This window comes from Streptomyces sparsogenes (assembly GCF_001704635.1).
Classification (GTDB): Bacteria; Actinomycetota; Actinomycetes; order Streptomycetales; family Streptomycetaceae; genus Streptomyces; species Streptomyces sparsogenes.
The window spans coordinates 62,801-85,160 of record NZ_MAXF01000038.1 but is presented as its reverse complement, the minus strand read 5'-3'; the positions used below and the strand labels follow the sequence as shown (position 1 = coordinate 85,160).

Sequence of the window (22,360 nt, the reverse complement as noted above, 5' to 3'; positions counted from 1 at the left end):
CATTGACATGGTCGATGCCGGTTGGCAGTACTTCGTCGCGCTGCCGGATGACGAGGGCGCGGCGGCCGCCATCGGCCGGCTCCCGACGGACGGCGTGCGCATCCTGCTGAGGCACCGGTCCGGCCGGCCCTGTGTGGCCGGCCGGCTGGCCGAAGGCCGGGCCCTGGTGGCCGAACGGGGCGACACCCGGCTCGCCGTGATCGGCCACTGCTCGGCGACCCCTGACGAACTCGCCGCCGCGGCCGCCCGTATCGACGAGGTGACCGACCTCGACCGGCTGGGCCTGGCGTGGGCCGGCAGCTACCACCTCGTCGCCTCCGTGCGGGGCCGCCTGCGCGTGCAGGGCACCGCCTCCGGACTGCGCCGGATCTTCCACGGCCGGCTCGGCGCCCTCACCGTCGCCGCGGACCGCGCGGACGTCCTGGCGGCCGTCCTGGACGCCGCGCTCGACCCGGCCCTGCTCGCCCTGCGCACCCTGGACGCGCTGCCGCACCCCCTGGGCGACCTGCCGCCGTGGCGCGGGGTCTCCGCAGTGCCCCCGGGCTCGTACCTGACGCTGCCCGCCGACGGCCGGCGGCCGCGGGTCACCCGCTGGTGGCAGGCCCCCGAGCCGGTGCGTTCCCTGGCCGAGGGCGGCCGGCTGCTGCGCCGGGCGCTGGACGACGCCGTACGGGTGCGCGCCGACGGCACCGAGCCCGTCAGCGCGGACCTCTCCGGCGGCATGGACTCCACCAGCGTCGCCCTGCTGGCCGCCCGGTACCGGCCCTCGCTCACCACGTTCACCATGGAGAACGACGACCAGGCCGACGAGGACGTCGAGTGGGCCAGGCAGGCCGCCGCCGGCCTGCCGGACCTCAACCACATCGTCTACTCCAACCGCGAGCTGCCGCCGTTCTTCGGCGGCCTCATGGGCCTGGACGGCGTTCCCGACGAGCCGTCCATCGCCCTGCTGAGCGGGCCCCGGCTGCGCGCCATACGGCAGCGGGCCGTCGCGCACGGCTCGCGGCTGCACCTCGACGGGCTCGGTGGCGACCAACTGCTGCGCGGGCACCCGGCCTATCAACACGACCTGTTGCGCCACCGGCCGCTGCTGGCCGCCCAGCGCCTGAGAGTGCTGACCCAACTGCGCCGCAGCAGCCTGGGCGTCGAGGCCCGGGGCCTGCTGGACGGCCGCTCCTACCGCCGCTGGTTCGCGGACCGGGCCCACGGCCGCGTCCGGCGCGCCCCGAACCCGCTGTCCGACTGGGGCCACTTCCCGCGCCTGCCCGGATGGCTCACCCCGGACGCCAGGGACCTGGTGGCCCGCACCCTGCGGGAGGCGGCCGCGGCGGTCGAGCCGCTCGCGCCGACGCGGGGGCGGCACAACGACCTGCTGGCCATCCACGACGCCGGGCGGCTCGTCCGCCAGTGCCACCAACTGACCGAGACCCAGGACTTCAGCCACACCTCGCCCTTCCTCGACGACCAGGTCATCGAGGCATGCCTGGCCGTCCGGCCCGAGGAGCGCGTCACCCCCTGGGAGTTCAAGCCCCTCATCAAGGCGGCCATGGCGGACGTCATGCCGCCGGGGGTGCTGACCCGGCGGGACAAGGGCGACGGCACCACGCTCGTCGCCGAGGGCTTCGAAGAGCACCGGCGGGACCTCGCGGAACTGTGGGACGGCTCCCACCTGGCCGCCCTGGGCCTGATCGACCCCGGACCGCTGCGCGAGCTGTTCGACCGGCCCTACACCGACAGCCTCCACCGAGGTGCGCCGCAGTCCGCGCTCAGCTGTGAACTGTGGGCGAGGGCCACGGCCCCCCGGCCGGCCGCCGCCACCCACCCCTGAGCCCGCCACCGGACCCGAGGCAGGAGACAACCATGACCTGGACACTGCACCCCGACGTCTCAACGGTGGACACCGACTACGGCACGGTCCTGCTGGACGGCAGGGACGGCCGCTACTGGCAGCTCAACCCGACCGCCTCCCTCGCCTTCCGCGCCCTGGTCGACGGCAGCACGGTGCAGGAGACCGCCGAGCGGCTGATGGCCGTCTACGACGTCGACGAGCCACGCGCCCGCGCCGACGTGGAGCAGCTGATGGCCGACCTCCGGCAGGCGAAGGTGGTGCGGGAGGCGTGAGTTCGGTCGTACCCCACCGGACGGAGGTCCGGCTCTCCCCGGGCCGCCGGCTGCAGGTGCTGCTCGCCGTGGCCGTCGCCCGCCGCCTCGCCGCCAAGCCGCCGGCCCGCACCCGCGCCCTCCTCGCCCGCCTGCGCAAGGGCGCCCGCCCGGCCACCTACGCGGAGGCCCGCGCCGCCCGCGAGGCCGTGGTGGCCGTCAGCCTCCGCTGCGCCGGGGACGAGGGGTGCCTGCCCCGCTCCCTGGCGATCGTCCTGCTGTGCCGGGCGCGCGGCACCTGGCCCACCTGGACGGTGGGGGTACGGGCCCGCCTGCCCTTCGGCGCCCACGCGTGGGTGGAGGCCGAGGGCCGCATGGTCGAGGAGAAGGCCGACCCTTCCTACTTCCGCCCCCTGTTCTCGGTCCCGGCGGAGGGCGCCCCCTAGGAGTGCCCGAAGCGGGGGATTATCCTCTCCGGCCGTGCGCGTTCCAGGGGCATCAGACCTCGGCCCGTCTCACCGCGGAGCCGACTTCGCACCTGGAGATGACATGAGCAGCGCCCTTCTTGTGATGGACGTCCAACAGGCCGTCGTGGACATCGTCGACGAGGACGGCTCCGGATATCTGCCACGCCTGCGCAGGGCGATCGACGGGGCCCGGGCGGCGGACATCCCGGTGATCTACGTGGTCATCGCGCTACGCCCCGGCTTCCCGGAAGTCGGCACGCGCAACAGGGCCCTCACCGCCATCGCACAGGCCGGCCTCTACGTCGAGGGCGCACCGGGCACCGAGATCCATCCCGACGTCGCGCCCCGCCCGGGCGACGTGGTGGTCACCAAGAGGCGGGCGAGCGCGTTCTCGGGCAGCGATCTCGATGTGGTCCTGCGGGCGCGCGGTATCGACAGCCTCGTGCTCACCGGCATCGCCACCAGCGCTGTGGTGCTGTCCACCCTGTGCCAGGCGAACGACCTGGACTTCGACCTCACCGTCCTCTCCGACGCCTGCCTGGACCCCGACCCGGAGCTGCACCGGGCCCTCGTGGAGCGGCTGTTCCCGCAGTGGGCGGATGTCGTCACCGTCGACGACTGGCTGGGGGCGATCGCCCCTCAAGGGGTGGGCAAGGGCCGGCGCGAGGGCTAGGGTCTTTCGTTTGGATCAGGCCGGATCAGGGAGCGGGGTCTGGTGCCGGGCATCGCAAGGCGGAGGAGGGCGCCATGGCGGAGCCATGGCAACCGACGACAACGCCGCGAGGCGCGGTGCCAGGGCCCGCGAGCCCGGCGTGATCCAAACGAGAGGCCCTAGCGCACCACCAGGAACGCGTCCGCGTCCCTCGCCGGCCGGGGCGAGGGCGGGGCCGCCGGGCGGCCCACCGCGACCGCGCCCATCGGGTCCCACTCCTCGGGCAGCCCCAGCACCTCGCGTACGACGGGGCGGCAGAACATCGTCGAGGAGACCCACGCCGACCCCAGCCCCTCGCCCGCCAGCGCGACCAGCAGGTTCTGCACCCCGGCGCCCGCCGCGACCACGAACATCTCGCGCTCGGCCGCGCTCCGCCGGGGGTCCGGGTAGGGGTGCGCCCCGTCCGTGACCAGGCAGGGCACCACCAGGTACGGCGCCTTGCGCAGCACGTCCCCGCGCCGGACCCGCTTGGCGATGCTCGCCTCGGAGAAGCCGTCGCCGCGCAGGTCCGCGATCCACGCCTCGCGCATCGCGTCGAGCAGCCGCAGCCGCGACTCGGCGGACTCCAGCAGCACGAACCGCCAGGGCGTGGTGTGGTGCGGGGCGGGGGCGGTGACCGCGGCGGCCACGGCCCGGCGCACCGCGTCGCCGTCCACGGGCTCGTCGGTGAACTCGCGCACCGTACGGCGCAGCGTGACGGCCTCCCGGACGGCCTCGGAGGTGCCGAGCCGGAACATGTCGTCGGCGGCCGGGCGGATCAGCGGCCGGGCGCCCAGGTCGGGGCCCTCGACGCTCTCGGAGCCTTCGAAGCTCTCGGGGCCTTCGAACCTCCCGGCGTCGTCCTGGCCGTCCTGGCCACCCTGCCCGTCCGGGCCCTCGGCGCTGCCCGTGCCGCCGGCGGTGTCGGCCTCCGCCGCGCCGGCCGCCCGTACGACCTGCGGCAGCCCGCGGACCACCGCCACCGGCAGCCCGCCCGCCTTGCCCTTGACCAGGTCGCCCGCCGCCGCCAGCTCGTCGGCCGTGGCGACGACGGTGGCGCTCAGCGGGTTGCCGTGGGCGTCGGTGCCGCCGCGCAGGTCCTCCAGGACCCGCACCCCCGCCGCGCCGATGGCGACGTCGGTGACCCCGCTGCGCCACGGCCGACCGAAGGTGTCGGTGACCACCACCCCCAGCTCGATCCCGAGCGCGTCCCGCAGCCCGTCCCGGATCCGCCGCGCGGAGGCGTCGGGGTCCTCGGGGAGCAACAGGACGGTGCCGGCGGGGGTGTTGGAGGCGTCGACCCCGGCCGCGGCCATCACCAGGCCGTGCCGGGTCTCCACGATGCGGGTGCGCCCGCGCCGGGCGACGACCCGGACGGCCTCGGCGTCTATGGCGGCCTCGCGGTCCGCGGCCTTGACGATCCGCCCCTCCGCCTTGCTGACGATCTTGGAGGTGACGAGCAGGACATCGCCGTCCGCGAGCCCGGGCAGGCCCTCGGCGGTCGCGGCGGCGGCGATGAGCTTGGCGAGGTCGTCGCCGGGGCGCACCTCGGGGATGCCGGGGAGCGCCCAGGCCCGGTAGGCCGGGGCGCCGGTGACGGCCTCCGTCATGTCCGTACCTCCTCGGCCAGCGTCAGGGCCTCGGTGGCCATCCGGGCCGTGGCCGCGACATCGGTCATCATCAGCGGGACGGCGCGGCAGCGGATCCCGGCGGCCTCGACCTCGCTCACGGCGGCGGCGTCCACCGTGTCCACGAGCCAGCCGTCGAGCAGCCCGGAGCCGTAGTGGCGGGCGACGGCCGCGGCGGTGGACTCCACGCCCACGGCGGCGAGCACCTTGTCGGCCATGCCGCGCACGGGCGCGTCGCCGACGATGGGGGACAGCCCGACCACGGGCACCCCGGCCTCGGCGATGGCCTCCCGGATGCCGGGCACGGCGAGGATGGTGCCGACGCTGACGACGGGGTTGGAGGGCGGGAAGAGGATCACGTCGGCCCCGGCGATGGCGTCCAGCACCCCGGGCGCGGGCTTGGCCTGCTCGGCGCCGACGGGGATGACGGCGTGGGCGGGCACGGAGGCGCGCAGCCGGACCCAGTACTCCTGGAAGTGCACGGCCTTGCGCGGGGCGCGCCCTTCGGCCGCCCCCTCGGCGCCCCCCGCCTCGGGGTCGTCGATCAGCACATGCGTCTCGACCCGGTCGTCGGTCATCGGCAGCAGCCGCACGCCGGGCTGCCAGCGCGCGCACAGGGCCTCGGTGACGGCGCTCAGCGGATAGCCCGCGCCGATCATCTGGGTCCGGACGATGTGCGTGGCGAAGTCCCGGTCGCCGAGCCCGAACCACTCGGGCCCGACGCCGTACGCCGCCAGCTCCTCCTTGACGGCGAAGGTCTCGCCGGCCCGGCCCCAGCCCTGTTCCTCGTGGATGCCGCCCCCGAGGGTGTACATCACCGTGTCGAGGTCGGGGCAGACCTTGAGCCCGAAGAGGTGGATGTCGTCGCCGGTGTTCCCGATGACGGTGATGTCGGCGTCCGGCGCCGCCGACTTCAGACCGCGGAGGAAACGGGCGCCGCCGATACCGCCTGCCAGAACCACAATGCGCATGGGGACATAGTGTCAGCCGCCGATGACATCGAGGCGCTCCGCCTGCTCGCGCACCGCGTCCTGCGACGGGTGCATCGGCATGTCGGTCAGCCCGGGGAAGTAGATGTGCAGGCTGACGGCCGGTTCGAGCGAGTCGTTGACGACGTCGTGGACATAGCCGGGCGCGAAGACGCGCTGCGCGCCGGCCCTGAGGGTGTGCCGCCCGCCGTGCCCCACCCGCTCGGTCAGCTCGCCCTCCAGGACGGTCAGCACCCCCGAGGAGGCGCCGTGGTCGTGGGCCCCGCTGCCCTGGCCGGGGACCCAGCTGAGCAGCCACACCTCGTAGCCGGGCCCGGTGCGCAGCCGGTGGTACCAGCGGCTGGTGGCGTCGTACTGGATCAGGGGCGCCCAGCCGGCGCGGTCGGCCGCGAGGGAGCGGGCCAGCCCGGCGAAGGCGGAGACGGTGGTCGGGTGCGCGGGTGCGGGCGGCAGCAGATGCGGGATGGCGAGGGGGTCACCGGCGATCTGGACGTCGCTGTTCATATGGGGGGTTCCTCGGCGGAAGGTGCGTGGCGGGCGCGGGTACGGCCGCGGGAGCCGGCTGCGAGAAGAGGCAGACCGTCATGAGAGCGGCGGCTGTGCGAGATGGCTGGAGCTCAGGGGCGTCGACAGGCATCAACAGCTGGAACAGCGACAGCGAGCCTGCACGGCGCAGCGGAACCCGTGGTCACGGGTCGGCTGGGGCGTGGGGGTCACTGACATGCGGACAAGGAGACCGGGTCGTCGCCCCCCGTGTCAACTTGACCGTCCGGATGCTGGGCGAGGTGTCACCCCATCCGGTGGCCCGGGCGGCGGAAAGGTTTGCGCGGACCGGAATCGGGTCACAAGGAGCGGCACCCGGAGTCCCACCGGGGTGCAACGGGATCGGCGTGCATGGCGTCCTCCTCTGTGAGCAGGAGAAGGGACAGGGGTGACGGTCGGGGAAGGTGTCGGCTTTAGGCTGATTTGAACACTTTCTGCGTCGCCTTGGTTCCGCAGAGTGAATAAGGGGCTCAATAGCAGATCTCGGCTTGACTGGCCCGGATCGGCGCACTTGTAATTTCACTCGTGTCGTTTTGCCGATGGACCGACGGCAGCGGACACGGGGACGCGATGACTGACGAGGGGCGCACATGACCGAGTTGTTCCAGCAACTGCTGGTCGAAGAGGCGGACGAGGAGCTCGGCTGGCAGGAGCGCGCGCTGTGCGCCCAGACCGATCCCGAGTCGTTCTTCCCGGAAAAGGGCGGATCCACCCGTGAGGCGAAGAAGGTCTGCCTCGCCTGCGAGGTCCGCTCCGAATGCCTCGAGTACGCCCTCGCCAACGACGAACGCTTCGGCATCTGGGGCGGCCTCTCCGAGCGCGAGCGCCGTCGGCTGAAGAAGGCCGCCGTCTGACCCCCCGTCACGCCGGACGCTCACCAGACCGGACACCCGCCATACCAGACCCGGAACCCGCGGTCCGCCTCCCGCGCCCCGGCGCCGGGAGGCGGACCGCTGTGTGACAGCCGTTAGTGTGGGGCCCCGTCCGAGACGCGCGGGCGCCGCCAAGGTCGCGCGCGTCCACCGCAGTCCAGCGAACCGGGGCCCGTACCTCGATGTCCGTGCACAGCCACCCGGCGGCCCAACACCCGGCCGCACACGCCGCGTTTGCGCCCGCCGAACCACCGGCGTTCCCCCGCCATGTCGTCACCGCCGTGCTCGTCGCCCACGACGGCGCCCGCTGGCTGCCCGACGCGCTGACCGGGCTGCTCGGCCAGGAGCGGCCCGTCCAGAGCGTCGTCGCCGCCGACACCGGCAGCGCCGACGACTCGGCGCAGCTGCTGGCCGACGCCCTCGGCCCCGACCGCGTGCTCCACCTCGCCCGCCGCAGCGGCTTCGGCACGGCCGTCGCCGAGGCGGTCCGCAACGCCGAGGTCCTGGGCCCCGACGAGCTGCCCTACCTCAAGCGCCCCAGCGGCTGGGACCCCGTCAACCGCACCTGGCGCGACGACGCGTACGACATGCCGGAGCTGCCCCACGGCGAGCCCGTCCAATGGCTGTGGCTGCTGCACGACGACTGCGCCCCCGCCCCCGACGCCCTCGCCGAGCTGCTGCGGGTCGCCGACGACCACCCGCGCGCCGCGATCGTCGGCCCCAAGCTGCGCAGCTGGTACGACAGCCGGCAGCTGCTCGAAGTCGGCGTCAGCATCGCCCGCAGCGGCCGCCGCTGGACCGGCCTGGAGCGCCGCGAGCAGGACCAGGGCCAGCACGACCAGGTGCGGCCCGTGCTGGCGGTCTCCACCGCCGGCATGCTGGTGCGCCGCGACGTGTGGGAGGAGCTCGGCGGCTTCGACCCCCGGCTGCCCCTCATGCGCGACGACGTGGACCTGTGCTGGCGCGCCCAGGCCGCCGGCCACCAGGTGCTGGTCGCGCCGGACGCCGCGCTCCGCCACGCCGAGGCCGCCGCCCGCGAGCGTCGCCCCATCGACTGCGTGGGCCGCTCAGTCGCCGGGCCGCACCGTGTCGACAAGGCCGGCGCCGTCTACACCCTGCTCGCCAACAGCCGCGGCGCGGCGCTCCCGTACGTCCTGCCCCGGCTGATCCTCAGCACCCTGCTGCGCACCCTCGCCTATCTGGTGGGCAAGGTGCCCGGGCAGGCGCTGGACGAGGTCGCCGGGCTCTTCGGCACCCTGCTGCGCCCCGAGAAGATCCTCGCCGCGCGCAAGCGCCGCGGGCGGCCGGCGGTCGAGAAGGACGAGCTGCGGCCGCTGTTCCCGCCGCCAGGCGCCACCGTACGGGCCACCGTCGAGCAGGTCGCGAGCCACTTCGGCGGGCGCTCGGAGCCCGAGCTGTCCTCCGGCGGCCGGCACGGGGCCGTGGAGTCCGGGCCGGGCGACGAGGACGCCGACTTCCTGGAGGTCGAGCAGTTCGCCCGGCTGAAGCGGATCGCGCGCAGACCCGGGCCGATGCTCTTCGCCGTGCTGCTGCTCGTCTCGCTCGTCGCCTGCCGCGATCTGCTCGGCGGCGGGGCGCTGGCGGGCGGCGCGCTGCTGCCCGCGCCCGGCGAGGTCTCCGACCTGTGGGCGCACTACCTGGACGGCTGGCATCCGGTGGGGATCGGCGGGACGCAGAGCGCGCCGCCGTATCTGGCGGTGCTCGCGTCGGTCGCCACGCTCTTCCTGGGCAGCACCGGGTTCACGCTCACCCTGCTGCTGGTCTGCTCGGTGCCGCTGGCCGGCTTCACCGCCTACTTCGCCTCCCGGCCGCTCGTCGAGTCCCGGCTGCTGCGCGCCTGGGGAAGCGTCGCCTACGCCTTCCTGCCGGCCGCGACCGGGGCGCTGGCGAGCGGCCGGCTGGGCACCGCGGTGCTCGCCGTGCTGCTGCCGCTGATGGCCCGCGCCGCGGTCGCCGCGAGCGGCTTCCAGCTCGGCGAGCGGGCGCGCGGCGGCGAGCGGCCGAGCTGGCGCGCCACCTGGGCGTACGCGCTGCTGCTGACCTTCACCATGGCCTTCACCCCCGTCGTCTGGCCGATCGCCCTGGTCCTGGGCGTCGGGGTGCTCGGGGTGCGGTTCGCCCAGAGCCGCGCCGAGCAGCTGACCGCGTACGGGCTGCGCTTCCTCGCGGTCGTGCTCACCCCGCTCGCCGTGCTCGCGCCCTGGTCCATCGACCTGCTGACCGACCCGGGCCGGTTCCTGGACGAGGCCGGTCTCGACTACGCCACCGGCTCCGCGTCCGCGCTGGACCTGCTCGCGCTGAGCCCCGGCGGCCCCAAGGGCGGCGGAACGCTCCTGCTGCTCGGCTTCGTGCTGGCCGCGCTCGCCGCCCTGATGCGCGGCGAGCGGCGGCTCGCGGTCGGTACCGCCTGGGCCGTGGCGCTCACCGGCTTCCTCTTCGCGGCGCTTGCCAATGGCTCCGGCTGGGCCGGGCCCGCGACCCTCGTCTACGGCCTGGCGCTGCTGAGCGCCGGGGTGGTGGGCGCCGAGGGCGCGCGGGAGCGCGTCGCGGCGCAGAGCTTCGGCTGGCGCCAGCCGGTCGCGCTGCTGATCGCCGCCGCCTCGGCCGCCGCGCCCCTGTGGGCCGCCGCGAGCTGGATGCTGAGCGGCGCCGACGGGCCGCTCGGGCGGCGTGACCCCGAGCAGGTCCCGGCCTTCGTGGCGGCCGAGAGCGGCGTCCGCGACCAGGCCCGCACCCTGGTCCTCGACGGCGACGCCGCCCGGGCGGACTACGTCCTGGTGCGCGGCTCGGGCGCCCGGCTCGGCGACGCCGAGCTGGCCGGCGCGGCCGGCGGCGACAGCCGGCTCGACAAGGTCGTGGCCAACCTGATCGCGGGCTCCGGCGCCGACCAGACCAGCCAGCTCGGCGGCTACGCCATCCGGTTCGTGCTGGTCCGCGACAGCGCGGCGCGCCAGGTGGGCCGGGTGCTGGACGTCACCCCGGGGCTCACCCGGCTCAGCCAGGAGGGCGGCAGCGCCCTGTGGCGGGTCGACCGGCGGATCTCGCGGGTCACCATCGTCCCCGGCGCGCCGGAGGGCGGGCAGGGCGGCGCGGCGGCCGGCGCCGAGCCGGTGAACGTCGCCGCCGGGCCCGTCGAGGCGCACACCACCATCCCCGAGGGCCCGGCCGGGCGGGTGCTGCGGATCGCCGACCGGGCGACGCCCGGCTGGCAGGCCACGCTCGACGGCAAGCCGCTGAAGGCGACGACCGTGGACGGCTGGGCGCAGGGCTTCGAGCTCCCGGCGAACGGCGGTCGGCTGGACCTGACCTACGACACCCCCCTCGGGCACACCGCCTGGGTGTGGGCCCAGGGGCTGCTCGCGCTGGTCCTGGTGGTACTGGCGCTGCCGGGCCGCCGCCGTACGGTCGACGACGACCTGCCGGAGGAGCCGCGCGCGGCGGTCGCGGCCCAGGACCTGGCCGGCGACGGGCGCCGGGCCCGCCGGCTGCGGGCCGCCGCCGAGGCGGCGGCCCAGGCCGAGCCGGGGGCGCCCGAGGAGCGGGCGGCCGACGCGCCCGCCCCCGAGGCGCCGGGCGAGGCCCCGGCGCCGCCGGAGGGCGCGGCCGCCGAGGAGCGGCCGTACGCGGCGGTGCCGGGGCAGCAGCAGTACGGCGAGTGGGACGCCCAGTCCCAGTCCCAGCCCCAGTCCCAGTCCCAGCCGTACGCGGGCGCGGGCTACGACCAGTACCAGGCGGGCCAGTACCAGGGCCAGTACCAGGACGGTGACTACGCGGGCGTCGGCTACCAGGCCGCCCAGGATCACGCCGCCCAGGACCCGGCCGCGCAGGGTGAGGGCGCCCAGGGTGCCCAGGCCCCGTACAGCCAGGACGCGTACGCGCAGGATCCCTACGCCCAGGGCCAGTACGGCCAGGACCCGTACGCGCAAGGCCAGTACGCCCAGGACCCGTACGCCCAAGGCCAGTACGCCGAGGGGCAGTACGGGCAGGGCCAGTACCCCGCGGACCCGTACGCGGGCGGCCACTACGCCGACCCGTACGCCTACGACCAGCAGCAGCCCTACGCCGACGGCACGTACCCCCCGCAGGGCGACACGACGTACGGCGGCGCCGAGCCCGAGGCCCGCCGCGACGGGAGCGAGCAGCAGCGATGAACCGCACCACCCTGTCCCTGATCGGCGCCGCCACGGCGCTCGCCGCCGTCACCGGCGTCGCCTCGCTGACCGCGGGGTCGTCCGAGGGCCCGGCGCAGCCGGTGGCGAAGGCGGCCAGGCGGCTGCCCGTCGAGCGGTCCACGCTGCTGTGCCCGCCCCCCACGTCCTCGGAGGTCGGCAGCACCACCTACACCGCCTACACACCCACCGGCAACGGCGAGGGCACCGGCGACGGCGCGAAGAAGGCCACCGCCGGGCTGCTGCCCGCCCAGGCCCCGGACGACGAGCCCGCGAGCGGGCCGAAGGGCGGGGAGAAGAGCGGTGAGAAGAGCGACCGGAAGGGCGCTCAGAAGGGCGGGAGCGACAAGGCGGGCGAGCCCGTCGTGCCCCTGAAGGAGCCGGGGAAGCCGGTCACCACCGAGACGGACCGCTCGGACGCCCCCGCGCTCATCGGCACCGCCGACGGGAGCCTCGCCCCCGGCTGGACCGTGCAGCAGACCACCACGGTGGACGCGGGCACCGGCCGCGGCCTGCTGGGCACCGCCTGCGCCGCGCCCGACACGAACTTCTGGTTTCCCGGCATCAGCACCGCCAAGGACCGCCAGGACTATGTGCACCTGACCAACCCGGACGACAGCGCGGCCGAGGTGGACCTCAAGCTGTATGGCGAGGAGGGCCGGCTCAAACCCTCGACCGACGAGGCGATCACCGTCCCCGGCCGGTCCACCGTTCCGGTGCTGCTGTCCACCCTGACCGACGCCGAGGCGGCCGACGCGACCCTCAGGGTGTCGGCGCGCTCGGGCCGGGTCGGCGCGACCGTGCAGGCGGTGGACCAGACGTTCGGCAGCGACTGGCTCCCGGCCTCGGCCGAGCCGTCCACCAGCGTGGTGCTGCCCGGCATCCCGGCGGACGCGACCTCGGTCCGCCTGGTCGTCCACGCGCCCGGTGCGAACGACGCGGACCTCAAGGTGCGGCTGGCCGGGCGCAACAGCGCGATCACCCCGGCCGGGCATGAGTCGCTGCACGTCAAGAGCGGAATGACGGCGTGGGTGGACTTCGGGGACCTCACCAAGGGCGAGGCGGGCTCCCTGGTGCTCACCGCGGAGGGCGGGAAGGGCACGGCCGCCCCGGTCGTGGCCGCGCTGCGGGTGACGCGCGGCAAGGGGCCGGACCAGGAGACGGCCTTCATCCCCGCGACCACCGGCATCGAGCGGACCGCCACCGCCGCCGACAACCGCGCCAAGGGCTCGACGCTGTCCCTGGTGGCGCCGAACGGGTCGGCGAAGGTGCGGGTCACCGCCTCGGCCGGGAGCGGGGGCGGCCGCCCCGTCAGCAAGACCATCGAGGTCAAGGGCGGCACCACGGTGGCCGCCGAGCCGCCGCACCCGGCCTCGGGCAAGGGCGGCTACGCCGTGACCGTCGAGCGGATCTCGGGCGGGCCGGTGTACGCGTCGCGGATGCTGGCGCTGCCCCAGGGCGGCATCCCGATGTTCACGATCCAGGCGCTGCCCGACGACCGGGCCACGGTCGAGGTCCCGGCGGCGCGCCAGGACCTGTCCCTGCTCAACGACGCCGGCCAGTGACGTTGCGGTGAGGACGGGCCAGTGACGTTGCGGTGAGTACGGGACGGCGACCCGCCGTCCCGTACTCACCGGGGGCCCGGGGCGCGCCTAGTCCTGCCCGTAGCGGGGGTCCACCAGCTCGGGGGCGAGCCCGAGCAGCTCGGCGACCTGCTCGACGACGACCTCGTGGACGAGCAGCGCGCGCTCGTCCCGGGTCTTGGCGCGGATCTCGACCGGGCGGCGGTAGATCACGATGCGGTCCGGGGTGTCGCCGCGCGCGGCGATGAACCGGCCGAGCGGCACCGACTCGCCGTCCCAGCCGTCCGGGTCGCCGGGCGCGGCCGGGCCCGGCACCTCGAGGACGGCGAAGTCGACGGCGGAAAGCTGTGGCCAGCGTCTCTCCAGCCGTTCCGCGGAGTCCTGGACGAGGTCCTGGAAGGACTCCGCCCGGCTGACCGAGAGCGGCACCTGCGGTGGCGCGAGGGGGCCGCGCATTCCGCGTCCGTGCCGATCGCGGCGGCGGGGGCGCGGCTCGGACTGGTGGGGCGGTACGGGCCTGGTCATCACTCTCGAGGGTAGCCGTCACCGGCCCATGGGCACGCGCTTACCGGACAGTGCGTCCGATGTCGCGCCTCTGTCGTTCCCGTGTTGCTTCAGAGTCGTCGAATGAACATTTCAGACAAGCTTCCGTCCGAAAACAGTCGCCACGAGGGGTGGCTTTCTCTCGCAAAGTGGTCCATATCGGATCAAGCGGTGACCGGATTCGTTCCCGCGGGTCACCGTCCCGGGCGGAGTCCGCGCTGGTCAGCAGCGATGTTCACGTAAGGGGCGCACGGGGCGAACCGTGACGACACGGCGGAGTGAGCTGGTGGAGAGTCGTCGCGGCCCGCTCAAGAGTGCGGTACCGTCCAACGTCGTGAGCCCTGTACGTCGCTGTTCGCGCACCGCGTGCGGCCGCCCCGCCGTCGCGACGCTGACGTACGTCTACGCGGACTCGACAGCGGTCCTCGGGCCACTCGCCACCTATGCCGAGCCGCACTGCTACGACCTGTGCTCCGAGCACTCCGAGCGGCTGACCGCCCCGCGCGGCTGGGAGGTCGTCAGGCTCGCCGTCGACACCGGCCCGCCGCGCCCCAGCGGGGACGACCTGGAGGCGCTCGCCAACGCCGTGCGCGAGGCGGCCCGCCCCCATGAGCGCGCCGCCGGCGGACCGGCGGGCCCGGGCCAGGGCGGCCGGGAGGGCGACGCCCGGGAGGTCTCCCGGCGCGGCCACCTGAGGGTCCTGCGCTCGCCCGACTCCTGAGCCCCGCCCGACTGAGCCGCGCCCGACGGTGCTCCGGTCGACTCCTCAGCCGCGCCGAACACCTGGACAGAGCCCGACTCCTGACGGCTGCTCGACTCCTCAGCCGCGCCCCACTCCCGGGCTGGATGCTGCCCTGAGCGCGCCGCGCGACGGGCTTCACAGTTGCCCCCCAGGTCATACGGGTAGCTTTGAGTTCCCGGGGCCCCGCATGAACAGGCCCCGGACAGCCAGAAGCAGATCTCAGAAGAACACCCGCAGAAGTAGAGACCTCGAGAAGGGGCTGCTGTGACCGACTTGTCGCAGATCGTGAAGGCGTACGACGTGCGCGGTGTGGTCCCGGACCAGTTGAACGAGCCGCTCGCCGAGCTGTTCGGCGCCGCGTTCGCCCGGGTCACCGGGGCGCGTGCCATCGTCGTCGGCCATGACATGCGGCCCTCCTCGCCGGGCCTGTCGCGGGCCTTCGCGACCGGGGCCGCCGCGCTCGGCGCCGACGTCACCGAGATCGGGCTGTGCTCCACCGACCAGCTCTACTTCGCCAGCGGACACCTCGACCTGCCCGGCGCGATGTTCACCGCCAGCCACAACCCCGCCCAGTACAACGGCATCAAGATGTGCCGCGCCGGTGCCGCCCCCATCGGCCAGGACAGCGGCCTCGCCGAGATCCGCGCCCTCGTGGAGGAGTGGTCCGCCGGCGGCGCGCCCGACCCGGTCGCCGAGCGCGGCACCATCACCCAGCGCGACGTACTCGCCGACTACGCCACCCACCTGCGCTCGCTCGTGGACCTCGGCTCCATCCGCCGCCTCAAGGCCGTCGTCGACGCGGGCAACGGCATGGGCGGCCACACCGTCCCCACCGTCTTCGACGGACTCCCCATCGAGCTCGACCCCATGTACTTCGAGCTGGACGGCACCTTCCCCAACCACGAGGCCAACCCGCTCGACCCCAAGAACATCGTCGACCTCCAGGCGCGGGTCCGCGAGACCGGCGCCGACATCGGCCTCGCCTTCGACGGCGACGCCGACCGCTGCTTCGTCGTCGACGAGCGCGGCGAACCGGTCTCCCCGTCCGCGATCACCGCCCTGGTCGCCGCCCGCGAACTGGCCAAGCACCCGGGCGGGACGGTCATCCACAACCTCATCACCTCCTGGTCGGTGCCCGAGGTCGTCAAGGAGCACGGCGGCGCCCCCGTCCGCACCCGCGTCGGCCACTCCTTCATCAAGGCCGAGATGGCCCGCACCGGCGCCATCTTCGGCGGCGAACACTCCGCCCACTACTACTTCCGCGACTTCTGGAACGCCGACACCGGCATGCTGGCCGCCCTCCACGTCCTCGCCGCGCTCGGCGAGCAGGACCGCCCGCTGTCCCAGCTCGTCGCCGAGTACGACCGGTACGCCGCCTCCGGCGAGATCAACAGCGTCGTGGACGACCAGACCGGGCGCATGGCCGCGGTCAAGGCCGCCTACGAGGGGCGCGACGGCGTCGAGCTCGACGAGATGGACGGGCTGACGGTCACGGCCGCCGACTGGTGGTTCAACCTCCGCCCCTCCAACACCGAGCCGCTGCTGCGCCTCAACGTGGAGGCACGCGACCAGGACACCGTCACCCGCGTCCGCGACGAGGTCCTGGCCCTCGTCCGCGCCTGAGACAACTCGCCCGCGCCAGAGAGAAGGGGCATGGGGGGCGCGCCGCCGCGCGCCTCCCTCCCCGGCGGTACGCTGACCACGCTGGACCCAAACCGAAGGGACGACGCCCCATGCCGCTCGAAGCCGGTCTGCTGGACATCCTCGCCTGCCCGGCGTGCCACGCGCCGCTGCGCGAGGAACAGGGGCCGGACACGCCCGAGCTGGTGTGCACGGGCGAGGGGTGCGGCCTCGCCTACCCGATCCGGGACGACATCCCCGTGCTGCTCGTCGACGAGGCGCGCCGGCCGGCCTGACGGCGGCGTCCCGCGCAGTTCCCGCACCGCCCCGCCCACGGCGATCGGAGGCCGAAGCACCATGCTCGACGAATCCCTCCTCGACGCCCCGGAGGCCCTCGCCCGCGCCGACACCCGTGGGCTGCTGCGCGGGGCCGCCGAGTCCGGCGCCCGGGTGCGCACCGCCGCCCGGTTCGCCGCCGAGGCGGGGGTCGCCGACCTCAAGCCGGACGGGCGGCCGCGCGCGGTCCTGGTCGCCGGCCCGGGCGCGGCCGGAACGACCACCGCCGACCTGCTCGGCGCGCTCAGCGGCGGAAACTTCCCGGTCAGCCTGATCGCGCCGGCGGGCGTGGCGCCCGCCCCGGGCGCGCTGCGCTGGACGCTGCCCGGCTGGGCGGGCCCCCTGGACCTGCTGCTGCTCGTCACCCCGGACGGCGCCGAGCCGGGGCTGCCGCCGCTGGTCGAGCAGGCGTACCGGCGGGGCTGCTCCCTCGTGGCGGTCGCGCCCGCGCGCTCCCCGCTGGCCGCCGCCGTCGAGCAGGCGCGCGGGCTGACCCTCCCGCTGGCCACCTCCCCGTACGACCCGGCGGCCCCGTACGACACGGCGGCCCCCGCCGGAGCGCCGCAGACGCAGGAGCAGGCCCAGACGCGCCACGCCGCGGAGCAGCACACCGAACCGACGGGCACGGCCGCGGCCGAGGTGACCGGGCCCGCCCTGCCCGGCACCCTGTGGGCGCTGCTCACCCCGCTGCTGGCCCTCACCGACCGCATCGGCCTGGTGGCCGCCCCGCCCAGCGCCCTCCAGCAGGTGGCCGACCGACTGGACCAGGTGGCCGAGCGCTGCGGCCCGGGCATCGCCACGTACACCAACCCCGCCAAGGCCCTCGCCGCCGAGCTCGCCGGCTCGCTGCCGCTGCTGTGGACCGAGGGGCCGGTCGCGGCGGCCGCCGGGCGGCGCTTCGCGGGCCTGCTCGCGCTGCTCGCCGGGCGCCCCGCGCTCGTCGCCGAGCTGCCCGGCGCCCTCGCCACCCACGGCACGCTGCTGTCCGGGACGCTCGCGGGCGGCGCGGACCCCGACGACTTCTTCCGCGACCGGGTGGAGGAGGCCGAGGCGCTACGAGCCCGGGTCGTCCTCTTGTACGACGAACCGGTGGGCGCGCTCTCGGCCGTGCCGACCGCCCGCGAACTCGCGCTGGCCCACGACACGGCGCTCAGCGAGCTGGGGCCGGGCCAGGGCAGCGCTCTGGAGAACGCCGCGGAACTCCTCGCCATCACGGATTTCACCGCCGTTTACCTGACGCTCGCCTCGGCGGAGGGATCATGACGGGGCAACCCCGTCCGTAACCCTCACCTCGAAGAAGCCTTCCCGTCGACCCCCGTCCGTACAGTCAGGAACCGCACTCCATGGACCGCCTCCTCAACACCGTCCGCCCCTACGCCTGGGGCTCCGCCACCGCCATCCCCGAGCTGCTGGGCACCGAGCCGACGGGCGAGCCGCAGGCCGAACTGTGGATGGGGGCGCACCCCGGGGCGCCGTCCCGCGTCGATCGAGGGCAGGGCGCGGTGGCCCTGTCCGAGGTGATCGCCGCCGACCCGGAGGGCGAGCTGGGCCCGGACGCCGTACGCCACTTCGGGCCGCGGCTGCCGTTCCTGCTGAAGGTGCTCGCCGCCGCCTCGCCGCTCTCCCTCCAGGTGCACCCCGACCGGGCCCAGGCGGAGGCGGGCTTCGCGGACGAGGAGGCGCGGGGCGTCCCCATCGACGCCGCGCACCGCAACTACAAGGACGTCAACCACAAGCCCGAACTCATATGCGCCCTCACGCCCTTCGACGGGCTGTGCGGCTTCCGCGACGCCGGCGAGACCGCCGAACTGCTGGCCGCCCTCGAGGTGGACCCGCTCAAGCCGTACGTGGACATCCTGCACGCCCGCCCGGAGTCGCACGCGCTGCGCGAGGTGCTGACCGCGGTCCTGGCCGCCGACCGCGAGGCGATGGCGGACACCGTCCACCAGACGGCCGCCGCCGCCGAACGACTGGGCGCGCAGGACGGCCCGTACGCCCCCGCGTACCGCGCGTACGCCTCCATCGCCCGGCACTACCCGGGCGACCCCGGCGTGATCGCCGCGATGCTGCTCAACTACGTACGGCTGCAGCCCGGCGAGGCGCTCTACCTCGGCGCGGGTGTGCCCCACGCCTATCTCGACGGCCTGGGCGTCGAGATCATGGCCAACTCCGACAATGTGCTGCGCTGCGGTCTGACCCCCAAGCACATCGACGTCCCCGAACTGCTGCGCGTCGTCCGCTTCGAGAGCGATGGCCCCGGGGTGCTCCGTCCCGAGGCGGAATCCTCGGGCGAGGAGGTGTACGCCACCCCGATCGACGAGTTCCGGCTCTCGCGCTACGTCCTGCCCGAGGGCGGCGGCCCGCGCCCCCTGTCCTCCCGCACCCCCCAGATCCTGCTGTGCGTCTCGGGCGAGGCCGTGCTGCGGGGCGAGGGCGCCGCCGGCGAGGCGGCCGAATTGCGGCTGCGTCAGGGGGAGTCGGCCTTCGTGTCGGCGGGTGAGGCCGTCGCGCTGTCCGGGCCCGGCACCGTGTTCCGGGCCACAGTCGTCGCCTGACGCACCGCCGTTTGGCGGGGCTGCAACAATGGCCCGCCGTGACGCAGTAAAGCAACGGCAAAGCTGCCGTGCGACGGAAGGGACATCCGGCACAAAATGAGTGCATCAGGCGGAACCAAGGCGATTGTTGCCGCGCTGGGCGCCAACCTGGCCATCGCCGCAGCCAAGTTCGTGGCGTTCGCCTTCAGCGGCTCCTCGTCGATGCTCGCCGAGGGCGTGCACTCGATAGCCGACTCGGGCAACCAGGGCCTGCTGCTGCTCGGCGGCAAGAAGGCCAAGCGCGAGGCGACCGAACAGCACCCCTTCGGCTACGGCCGGGAGCGCTACATCTACGGCTTCCTGGTCTCCATCGTCCTGTTCACCATCGGCGGTGTCTTCGCCCTTTACGAGGGCTTCGAGAAGATCAAACACCCGCACGACCTGCATAACTGGTACTGGCCGGTCGGGGTGCTCGTCTTCGCGATCCTCGCGGAGGGCTTCTCCTTCCGTACCGCCATAAAGGAGTCCAACGAGATCCGCGGCCAGCTGACCTGGTCGCAGTTCGTACGCCGGGCCAAGGCCCCCGAGCTGCCCGTCGTCCTCCTCGAGGACTTCGGCGCCCTCGTCGGCCTGGTCCTCGCGCTCGGCGGCGTCGGCCTCTCGCTGCTCACCGGAAACGGCGTGTGGGACGGCATCGGCACCGTCTGCATCGGCGCGCTGCTGGTCCTGATCGCCCTCGTGCTGGCGGCCGAGACCAAGTCCCTGCTGCTCGGCGAGGCGGCGGACGCCGACCAGGTCGCCAAGATCCGCGAGGCGCTGGTGGACGGCGAGACCGTGACCGGCGTCATCCACATGCGCACGCTCCACCTGGGCCCGGAGGAACTGCTGGTCGCCGCCAAGATCGCGGTCCAGCACGACGACACGGCGGCCGAGGTCGCCCGCGCGATCGACGAGGCGGAGGTCCGCGTCCGCGCGGCGGTCCCCATCGCCCGCGTGATCTACCTGGAGCCGGACATCCTGCGCACCGCCTCCGCGTAGGCGAGCCACGGACGGCACGGACGGGCTTGGCCGCCCTCGGCGGCCAAGCCCGTCCGGCTGTCTGCTCCCGCTCCCCGCTCCCTCTGTCTGTTCCGTCTGTCTGCTTGGTCGAGTTGCTTGGTCGAGTTGCTTGGTCTGCTTGGCCGAGCTGCTTGGCCGGGCTGCGGTTCGCCCCGGGGCTCGGGGCTACTCGATCTCGCCGAGCACCCGCAGCACCGCCGCCTCGTCCGCCGCCCCCAGCAGCCGCTCCCGGAACCCCGCGCTCATCAGCTTCCGCGAGAGCAGCGCCAGGATCCGCAGGTGTTCATCCCCCGCCGCCTCCTCCGGCACCGCGATCATGAACACCAGCCGGGCCTTCGTCCCGTCCAGCGCACCCCACTCGATGCCCTCCGGGGACCGCGCGAAGCCGACGACGGGGCCGGTCACCGCGTCCGTCTTGGCGTGCGGAATCGCGATCTCCTCACCCAGCCCGGTCGTGCCCTGCTCCTCGCGGGCCAGCGCCGCCCGGACCAGCCCGGCCACATCGGCGACCTTGCCGGAGGCGGCGAGCAGCTCGGCCATCTCGCGGATGGCGGCTTCCTTGTCGCCCGCCGCCAGCCGCTCCCGCACGGTCCGCCCGGTCAGATACCCGGACAGCACCTGGCCCGCCTCAGCGGGCGACGCGGCCCCGGCCGAGGCCGGGGCCGAGGCCGGGGCCGGGGCCGGGGCCGTCGGAGTCGCGGGCGCCGCCGTGGCCGCCGGGGCCGTCGGAGCCGCAGAGCCCGCCGCGGCCCCCACCAGCGCCGGCTCGGGCGACCGCGCGGGGGCACCGCCCCCGGCGCCCGGCCGCGTAGTCTCGCCGCCGCCCCGGGCCGCCGCACCGCCGCCGAGCGACATCAGCGCGACGGTCGTGAGCGCCGTGGCCGCCGTACCGATCACCACGGCGACGAAGAACATCGGCACCCCGCCGACCGCGCCGAGCAGCGCCACGATCGGACCGCCGTGCGGCACGTTGTCCTCGACCGACGCGAGACCCGCCACCGCCCCGGCGAGCGCGCCGCCGAGCATGTTCGCCGGGATGACCCGCGCCGGGCGCGCCGCGGCGAACGGGATGGCGCCCTCGGTGATCCCGAAGAACCCCATGAACAGCGCGGCCAGGCCGGTCTCCCGCTCCTGGTCGTCGAACATCCGGCGGCGGACCAGCGTGGCCAGCCCCTGGCCCAGCGGCGGGACCGGGATGGCCGCCGCGCACACCCCCATGACCTCCGGATTCCTGGAGACCAGGCCGGCGCCGAAGAGGAAGGCGGTCTTGTTGACCGGGCCGCCCATGTCGAAGGCGATCATCAGGCCGAGGATCGTGCCGAGCAGCGCCGCGCTGGTGCCGGTCAGCCCGCCGAGCCAGTCGGTGAGGTGCTCGAAGACCCACGAGATCGGCTCGCCGAGGACATGGATGAAGAACAGCCCGAGCGCCGAGGTCGCCGCGATCGGGATCACGATGATCGGCATGATCGGCTGGACGAACCTGGGGACCCTGACCTTCTTGATCCAGAGCACCAGGTATCCGGCCAGGAAGCCGGTCACGATCGCCCCGATGAACCCGGCGCCCGCCTCGCTGTCGTACAGCTCGCCGTGCGCCGCGATCCAGCCGCCGACCATGCCGGGCACCAGCGCGGGCCGGTCGGCGATCGCATAGGCGATATAGCCGGAGAGCACCGGGATCATCAGCTGGAAGCCGATCACGCCGATGTCGTTGACGGACTTCCAGAAGGAGTCGTCGGGGATGACGATGCCCTTGGACGTGGTGTCGCCGCCCAGCGCGAGCGAGACCGCGATCAGCAGCCCGCCCACCACGACGAAGGGGATCATGTACGAGACACCGTTCATCAGGGCCTTGTACGTGACGCCGCGCCCCTTGCCGCCGGCGGAGCCCCCCGCCCCACCGCTTCGCGCGCCCGAGCCCGTACCCGTACCCCCCGCGGAGCCGCCGCCGTCCCCGCTGTACAGGGACGCCACGCGGACCTGCTCGATCAGCCGCTCGGGATGGTGGATGCCCTCGGCCACGCCGACGACGAGCACCCTCTTGCCGACGAACCGGCGGCGGTCGACGTCCTTGTCCGCGGCGATGATGATGCCGTCCGCATCTCTGACATCGTTGTCGGAGAGGACATTCTCGGCCCCGATCGAGCCTTGTGTCTCCACCTTCATGGAGTGGCCGAGCGATGCGGCGGCCTGGGCCAGCTTCTCCGCGGCCATGTACGTATGCGCGATGCCCGTCGGGCAGGCGGTCACCGCGAGCAGCTTGAGCCCTGGTCCGCTGGCCCCCGCGCCGGTGGGGGGATCGGCTGGACTGGTCACGTGGTTCTCCTTACGCAGCGTCGAGCGAGCGCGGGAAGGTGCAAGGGTTCCCCGCGCCGAACGCATCCCGCAAGAGGCAGCGCGTCCGGCGAGGGGAGTACGAGGGGAGAAAGTGTCCACAGGCCGAAGAAAGCGGCCGCGGACTGGGGT

18 protein-coding genes are annotated in these 22,360 nt (G+C 74.4%); 13 read left to right on the top strand and 5 right to left on the bottom strand.

Annotation, left to right across the window (positions count from 1 at the left end; translation table 11 throughout):
* Nucleotides 1-7 precede the first annotated feature (7 nt).
* The 4 genes from BBH68_RS08370 (at nt 8) to BBH68_RS08355 (ending at nt 3,240) form a co-directional block, all read left to right on the top strand.
* Complete coding sequence (locus BBH68_RS08370; protein WP_065960275.1) at nt 8-1,828, top strand: asparagine synthase-related protein; 1,821 nt, start codon at nt 8-10, stop codon at nt 1,826-1,828.
* 32 nt (nt 1,829-1,860) lie between these two features.
* Nucleotides 1,861-2,121, top strand: coding sequence for a lasso peptide biosynthesis PqqD family chaperone (locus BBH68_RS08365; protein WP_065960273.1), 261 nt, complete (start codon nt 1,861-1,863; stop codon nt 2,119-2,121).
* On the top strand, nt 2,118-2,546 hold the full coding sequence (locus BBH68_RS08360; protein ID WP_065960270.1) for a lasso peptide biosynthesis B2 protein: 429 nt from the start codon (nt 2,118-2,120) through the stop codon (nt 2,544-2,546). Before BBH68_RS08365 ends, BBH68_RS08360 begins: the two co-directional genes overlap by 4 nt.
* Nucleotides 2,547-2,649: 103 nt before the next feature.
* Entirely contained in the window at nt 2,650-3,240 is a 591-nt protein-coding gene (locus BBH68_RS08355) for a cysteine hydrolase family protein (protein WP_065960268.1), read from the top strand.
* Nucleotides 3,241-3,398: 158 nt separating this feature from the next.
* Here BBH68_RS08355 and BBH68_RS08350 read toward each other — a convergent pair whose 3' ends face one another.
* Genes BBH68_RS08350 through BBH68_RS08340 form a run of 3 tightly spaced genes read right to left on the bottom strand, consistent with a single transcriptional unit; the run spans nt 3,399 to nt 6,379 of the window.
* On the bottom strand, nt 3,399-4,868 hold the full coding sequence (locus tag BBH68_RS08350; protein WP_065960267.1) for a coenzyme F420-0:L-glutamate ligase: 1,470 nt from the start codon (nt 4,866-4,868) through the stop codon (nt 3,399-3,401).
* Nucleotides 4,865-5,857, bottom strand: a complete 993-nt coding sequence (gene cofD, locus BBH68_RS08345; protein WP_065960266.1) for a 2-phospho-L-lactate transferase — start codon at nt 5,855-5,857, stop codon at nt 4,865-4,867. The genes BBH68_RS08350 and cofD overlap by 4 nt, the downstream gene beginning before the upstream one ends.
* Before the next feature lie 12 nt (nt 5,858-5,869).
* On the bottom strand, nt 5,870-6,379 hold the full coding sequence (locus tag BBH68_RS08340; RefSeq protein ID WP_065960263.1) for a cysteine dioxygenase: 510 nt from the start codon (nt 6,377-6,379) through the stop codon (nt 5,870-5,872).
* 629 nt (nt 6,380-7,008) lie between these two features.
* Here BBH68_RS08340 and BBH68_RS08335 point away from each other — a divergent pair.
* The 3 genes from BBH68_RS08335 (at nt 7,009) to BBH68_RS08325 (ending at nt 13,045) form a co-directional block, all read left to right on the top strand.
* Nucleotides 7,009-7,272: a WhiB family transcriptional regulator gene (locus tag BBH68_RS08335; protein ID WP_004952403.1), complete on the top strand. Its 264-nt coding sequence runs from the start codon at nt 7,009-7,011 to the stop codon at nt 7,270-7,272.
* A 200-nt stretch (nt 7,273-7,472) separates the two neighbouring features.
* On the top strand, nt 7,473-11,462 hold the full coding sequence (locus tag BBH68_RS08330; protein ID WP_065960261.1) for a glycosyltransferase family 2 protein: 3,990 nt from the start codon (nt 7,473-7,475) through the stop codon (nt 11,460-11,462).
* Complete coding sequence (locus tag BBH68_RS08325; RefSeq protein WP_065960260.1) at nt 11,459-13,045, top strand: DUF5719 family protein; 1,587 nt, start codon at nt 11,459-11,461, stop codon at nt 13,043-13,045. Before BBH68_RS08330 ends, BBH68_RS08325 begins: the two co-directional genes overlap by 4 nt.
* A gap of 87 nt (nt 13,046-13,132) precedes the next feature.
* Here the strand turns inward: BBH68_RS08325 and BBH68_RS08320 are convergent, their stop codons facing one another.
* Complete coding sequence (locus BBH68_RS08320) at nt 13,133-13,588, bottom strand: metallopeptidase family protein (RefSeq protein WP_079150869.1); 456 nt, start codon at nt 13,586-13,588, stop codon at nt 13,133-13,135.
* Between the two features lie 304 nt (nt 13,589-13,892).
* Here BBH68_RS08320 and BBH68_RS08315 point away from each other — a divergent pair, with 304 nt between their 5' ends.
* From BBH68_RS08315 to BBH68_RS08290, 6 genes are all read left to right on the top strand, one after another.
* A complete protein-coding gene (locus BBH68_RS08315) occupies nt 13,893-14,327 on the top strand; it encodes a DUF3499 domain-containing protein (RefSeq protein ID WP_065960257.1) in 435 nt (144 codons plus the stop codon).
* Between the two features lie 285 nt (nt 14,328-14,612).
* On the top strand, nt 14,613-15,971 hold the full coding sequence (locus BBH68_RS08310) for a phosphomannomutase/phosphoglucomutase (protein ID WP_065960255.1): 1,359 nt from the start codon (nt 14,613-14,615) through the stop codon (nt 15,969-15,971).
* A gap of 110 nt (nt 15,972-16,081) precedes the next feature.
* Nucleotides 16,082-16,264, top strand: coding sequence for a Trm112 family protein (locus BBH68_RS08305; protein WP_065960254.1), 183 nt, complete (start codon nt 16,082-16,084; stop codon nt 16,262-16,264).
* A 61-nt stretch (nt 16,265-16,325) separates the two neighbouring features.
* Nucleotides 16,326-17,567 carry an SIS domain-containing protein gene (locus BBH68_RS08300; protein ID WP_065960251.1) on the top strand — a complete coding sequence of 414 codons (1,242 nt, stop codon included), beginning with the start codon at nt 16,326-16,328 and terminating at the stop codon, nt 17,565-17,567.
* A gap of 80 nt (nt 17,568-17,647) precedes the next feature.
* The gene (manA, locus tag BBH68_RS08295; RefSeq protein WP_065960250.1) at nt 17,648-18,859 is read left to right on the top strand and encodes a mannose-6-phosphate isomerase, class I; all 1,212 of its coding nucleotides are present in this window, start codon (nt 17,648-17,650) and stop codon (nt 18,857-18,859) included.
* Between the two features lie 96 nt (nt 18,860-18,955).
* Nucleotides 18,956-19,876, top strand: a complete 921-nt coding sequence (locus tag BBH68_RS08290; RefSeq protein ID WP_065960248.1) for a cation diffusion facilitator family transporter — start codon at nt 18,956-18,958, stop codon at nt 19,874-19,876.
* Between the two features lie 186 nt (nt 19,877-20,062).
* Here BBH68_RS08290 and BBH68_RS08285 read toward each other — a convergent pair whose 3' ends face one another.
* Entirely contained in the window at nt 20,063-22,210 is a 2,148-nt protein-coding gene (locus BBH68_RS08285) for a fructose-specific PTS transporter subunit EIIC (RefSeq protein ID WP_065960246.1), read from the bottom strand.
* Between the last annotated feature and the right edge of the window lie 150 nt (nt 22,211-22,360).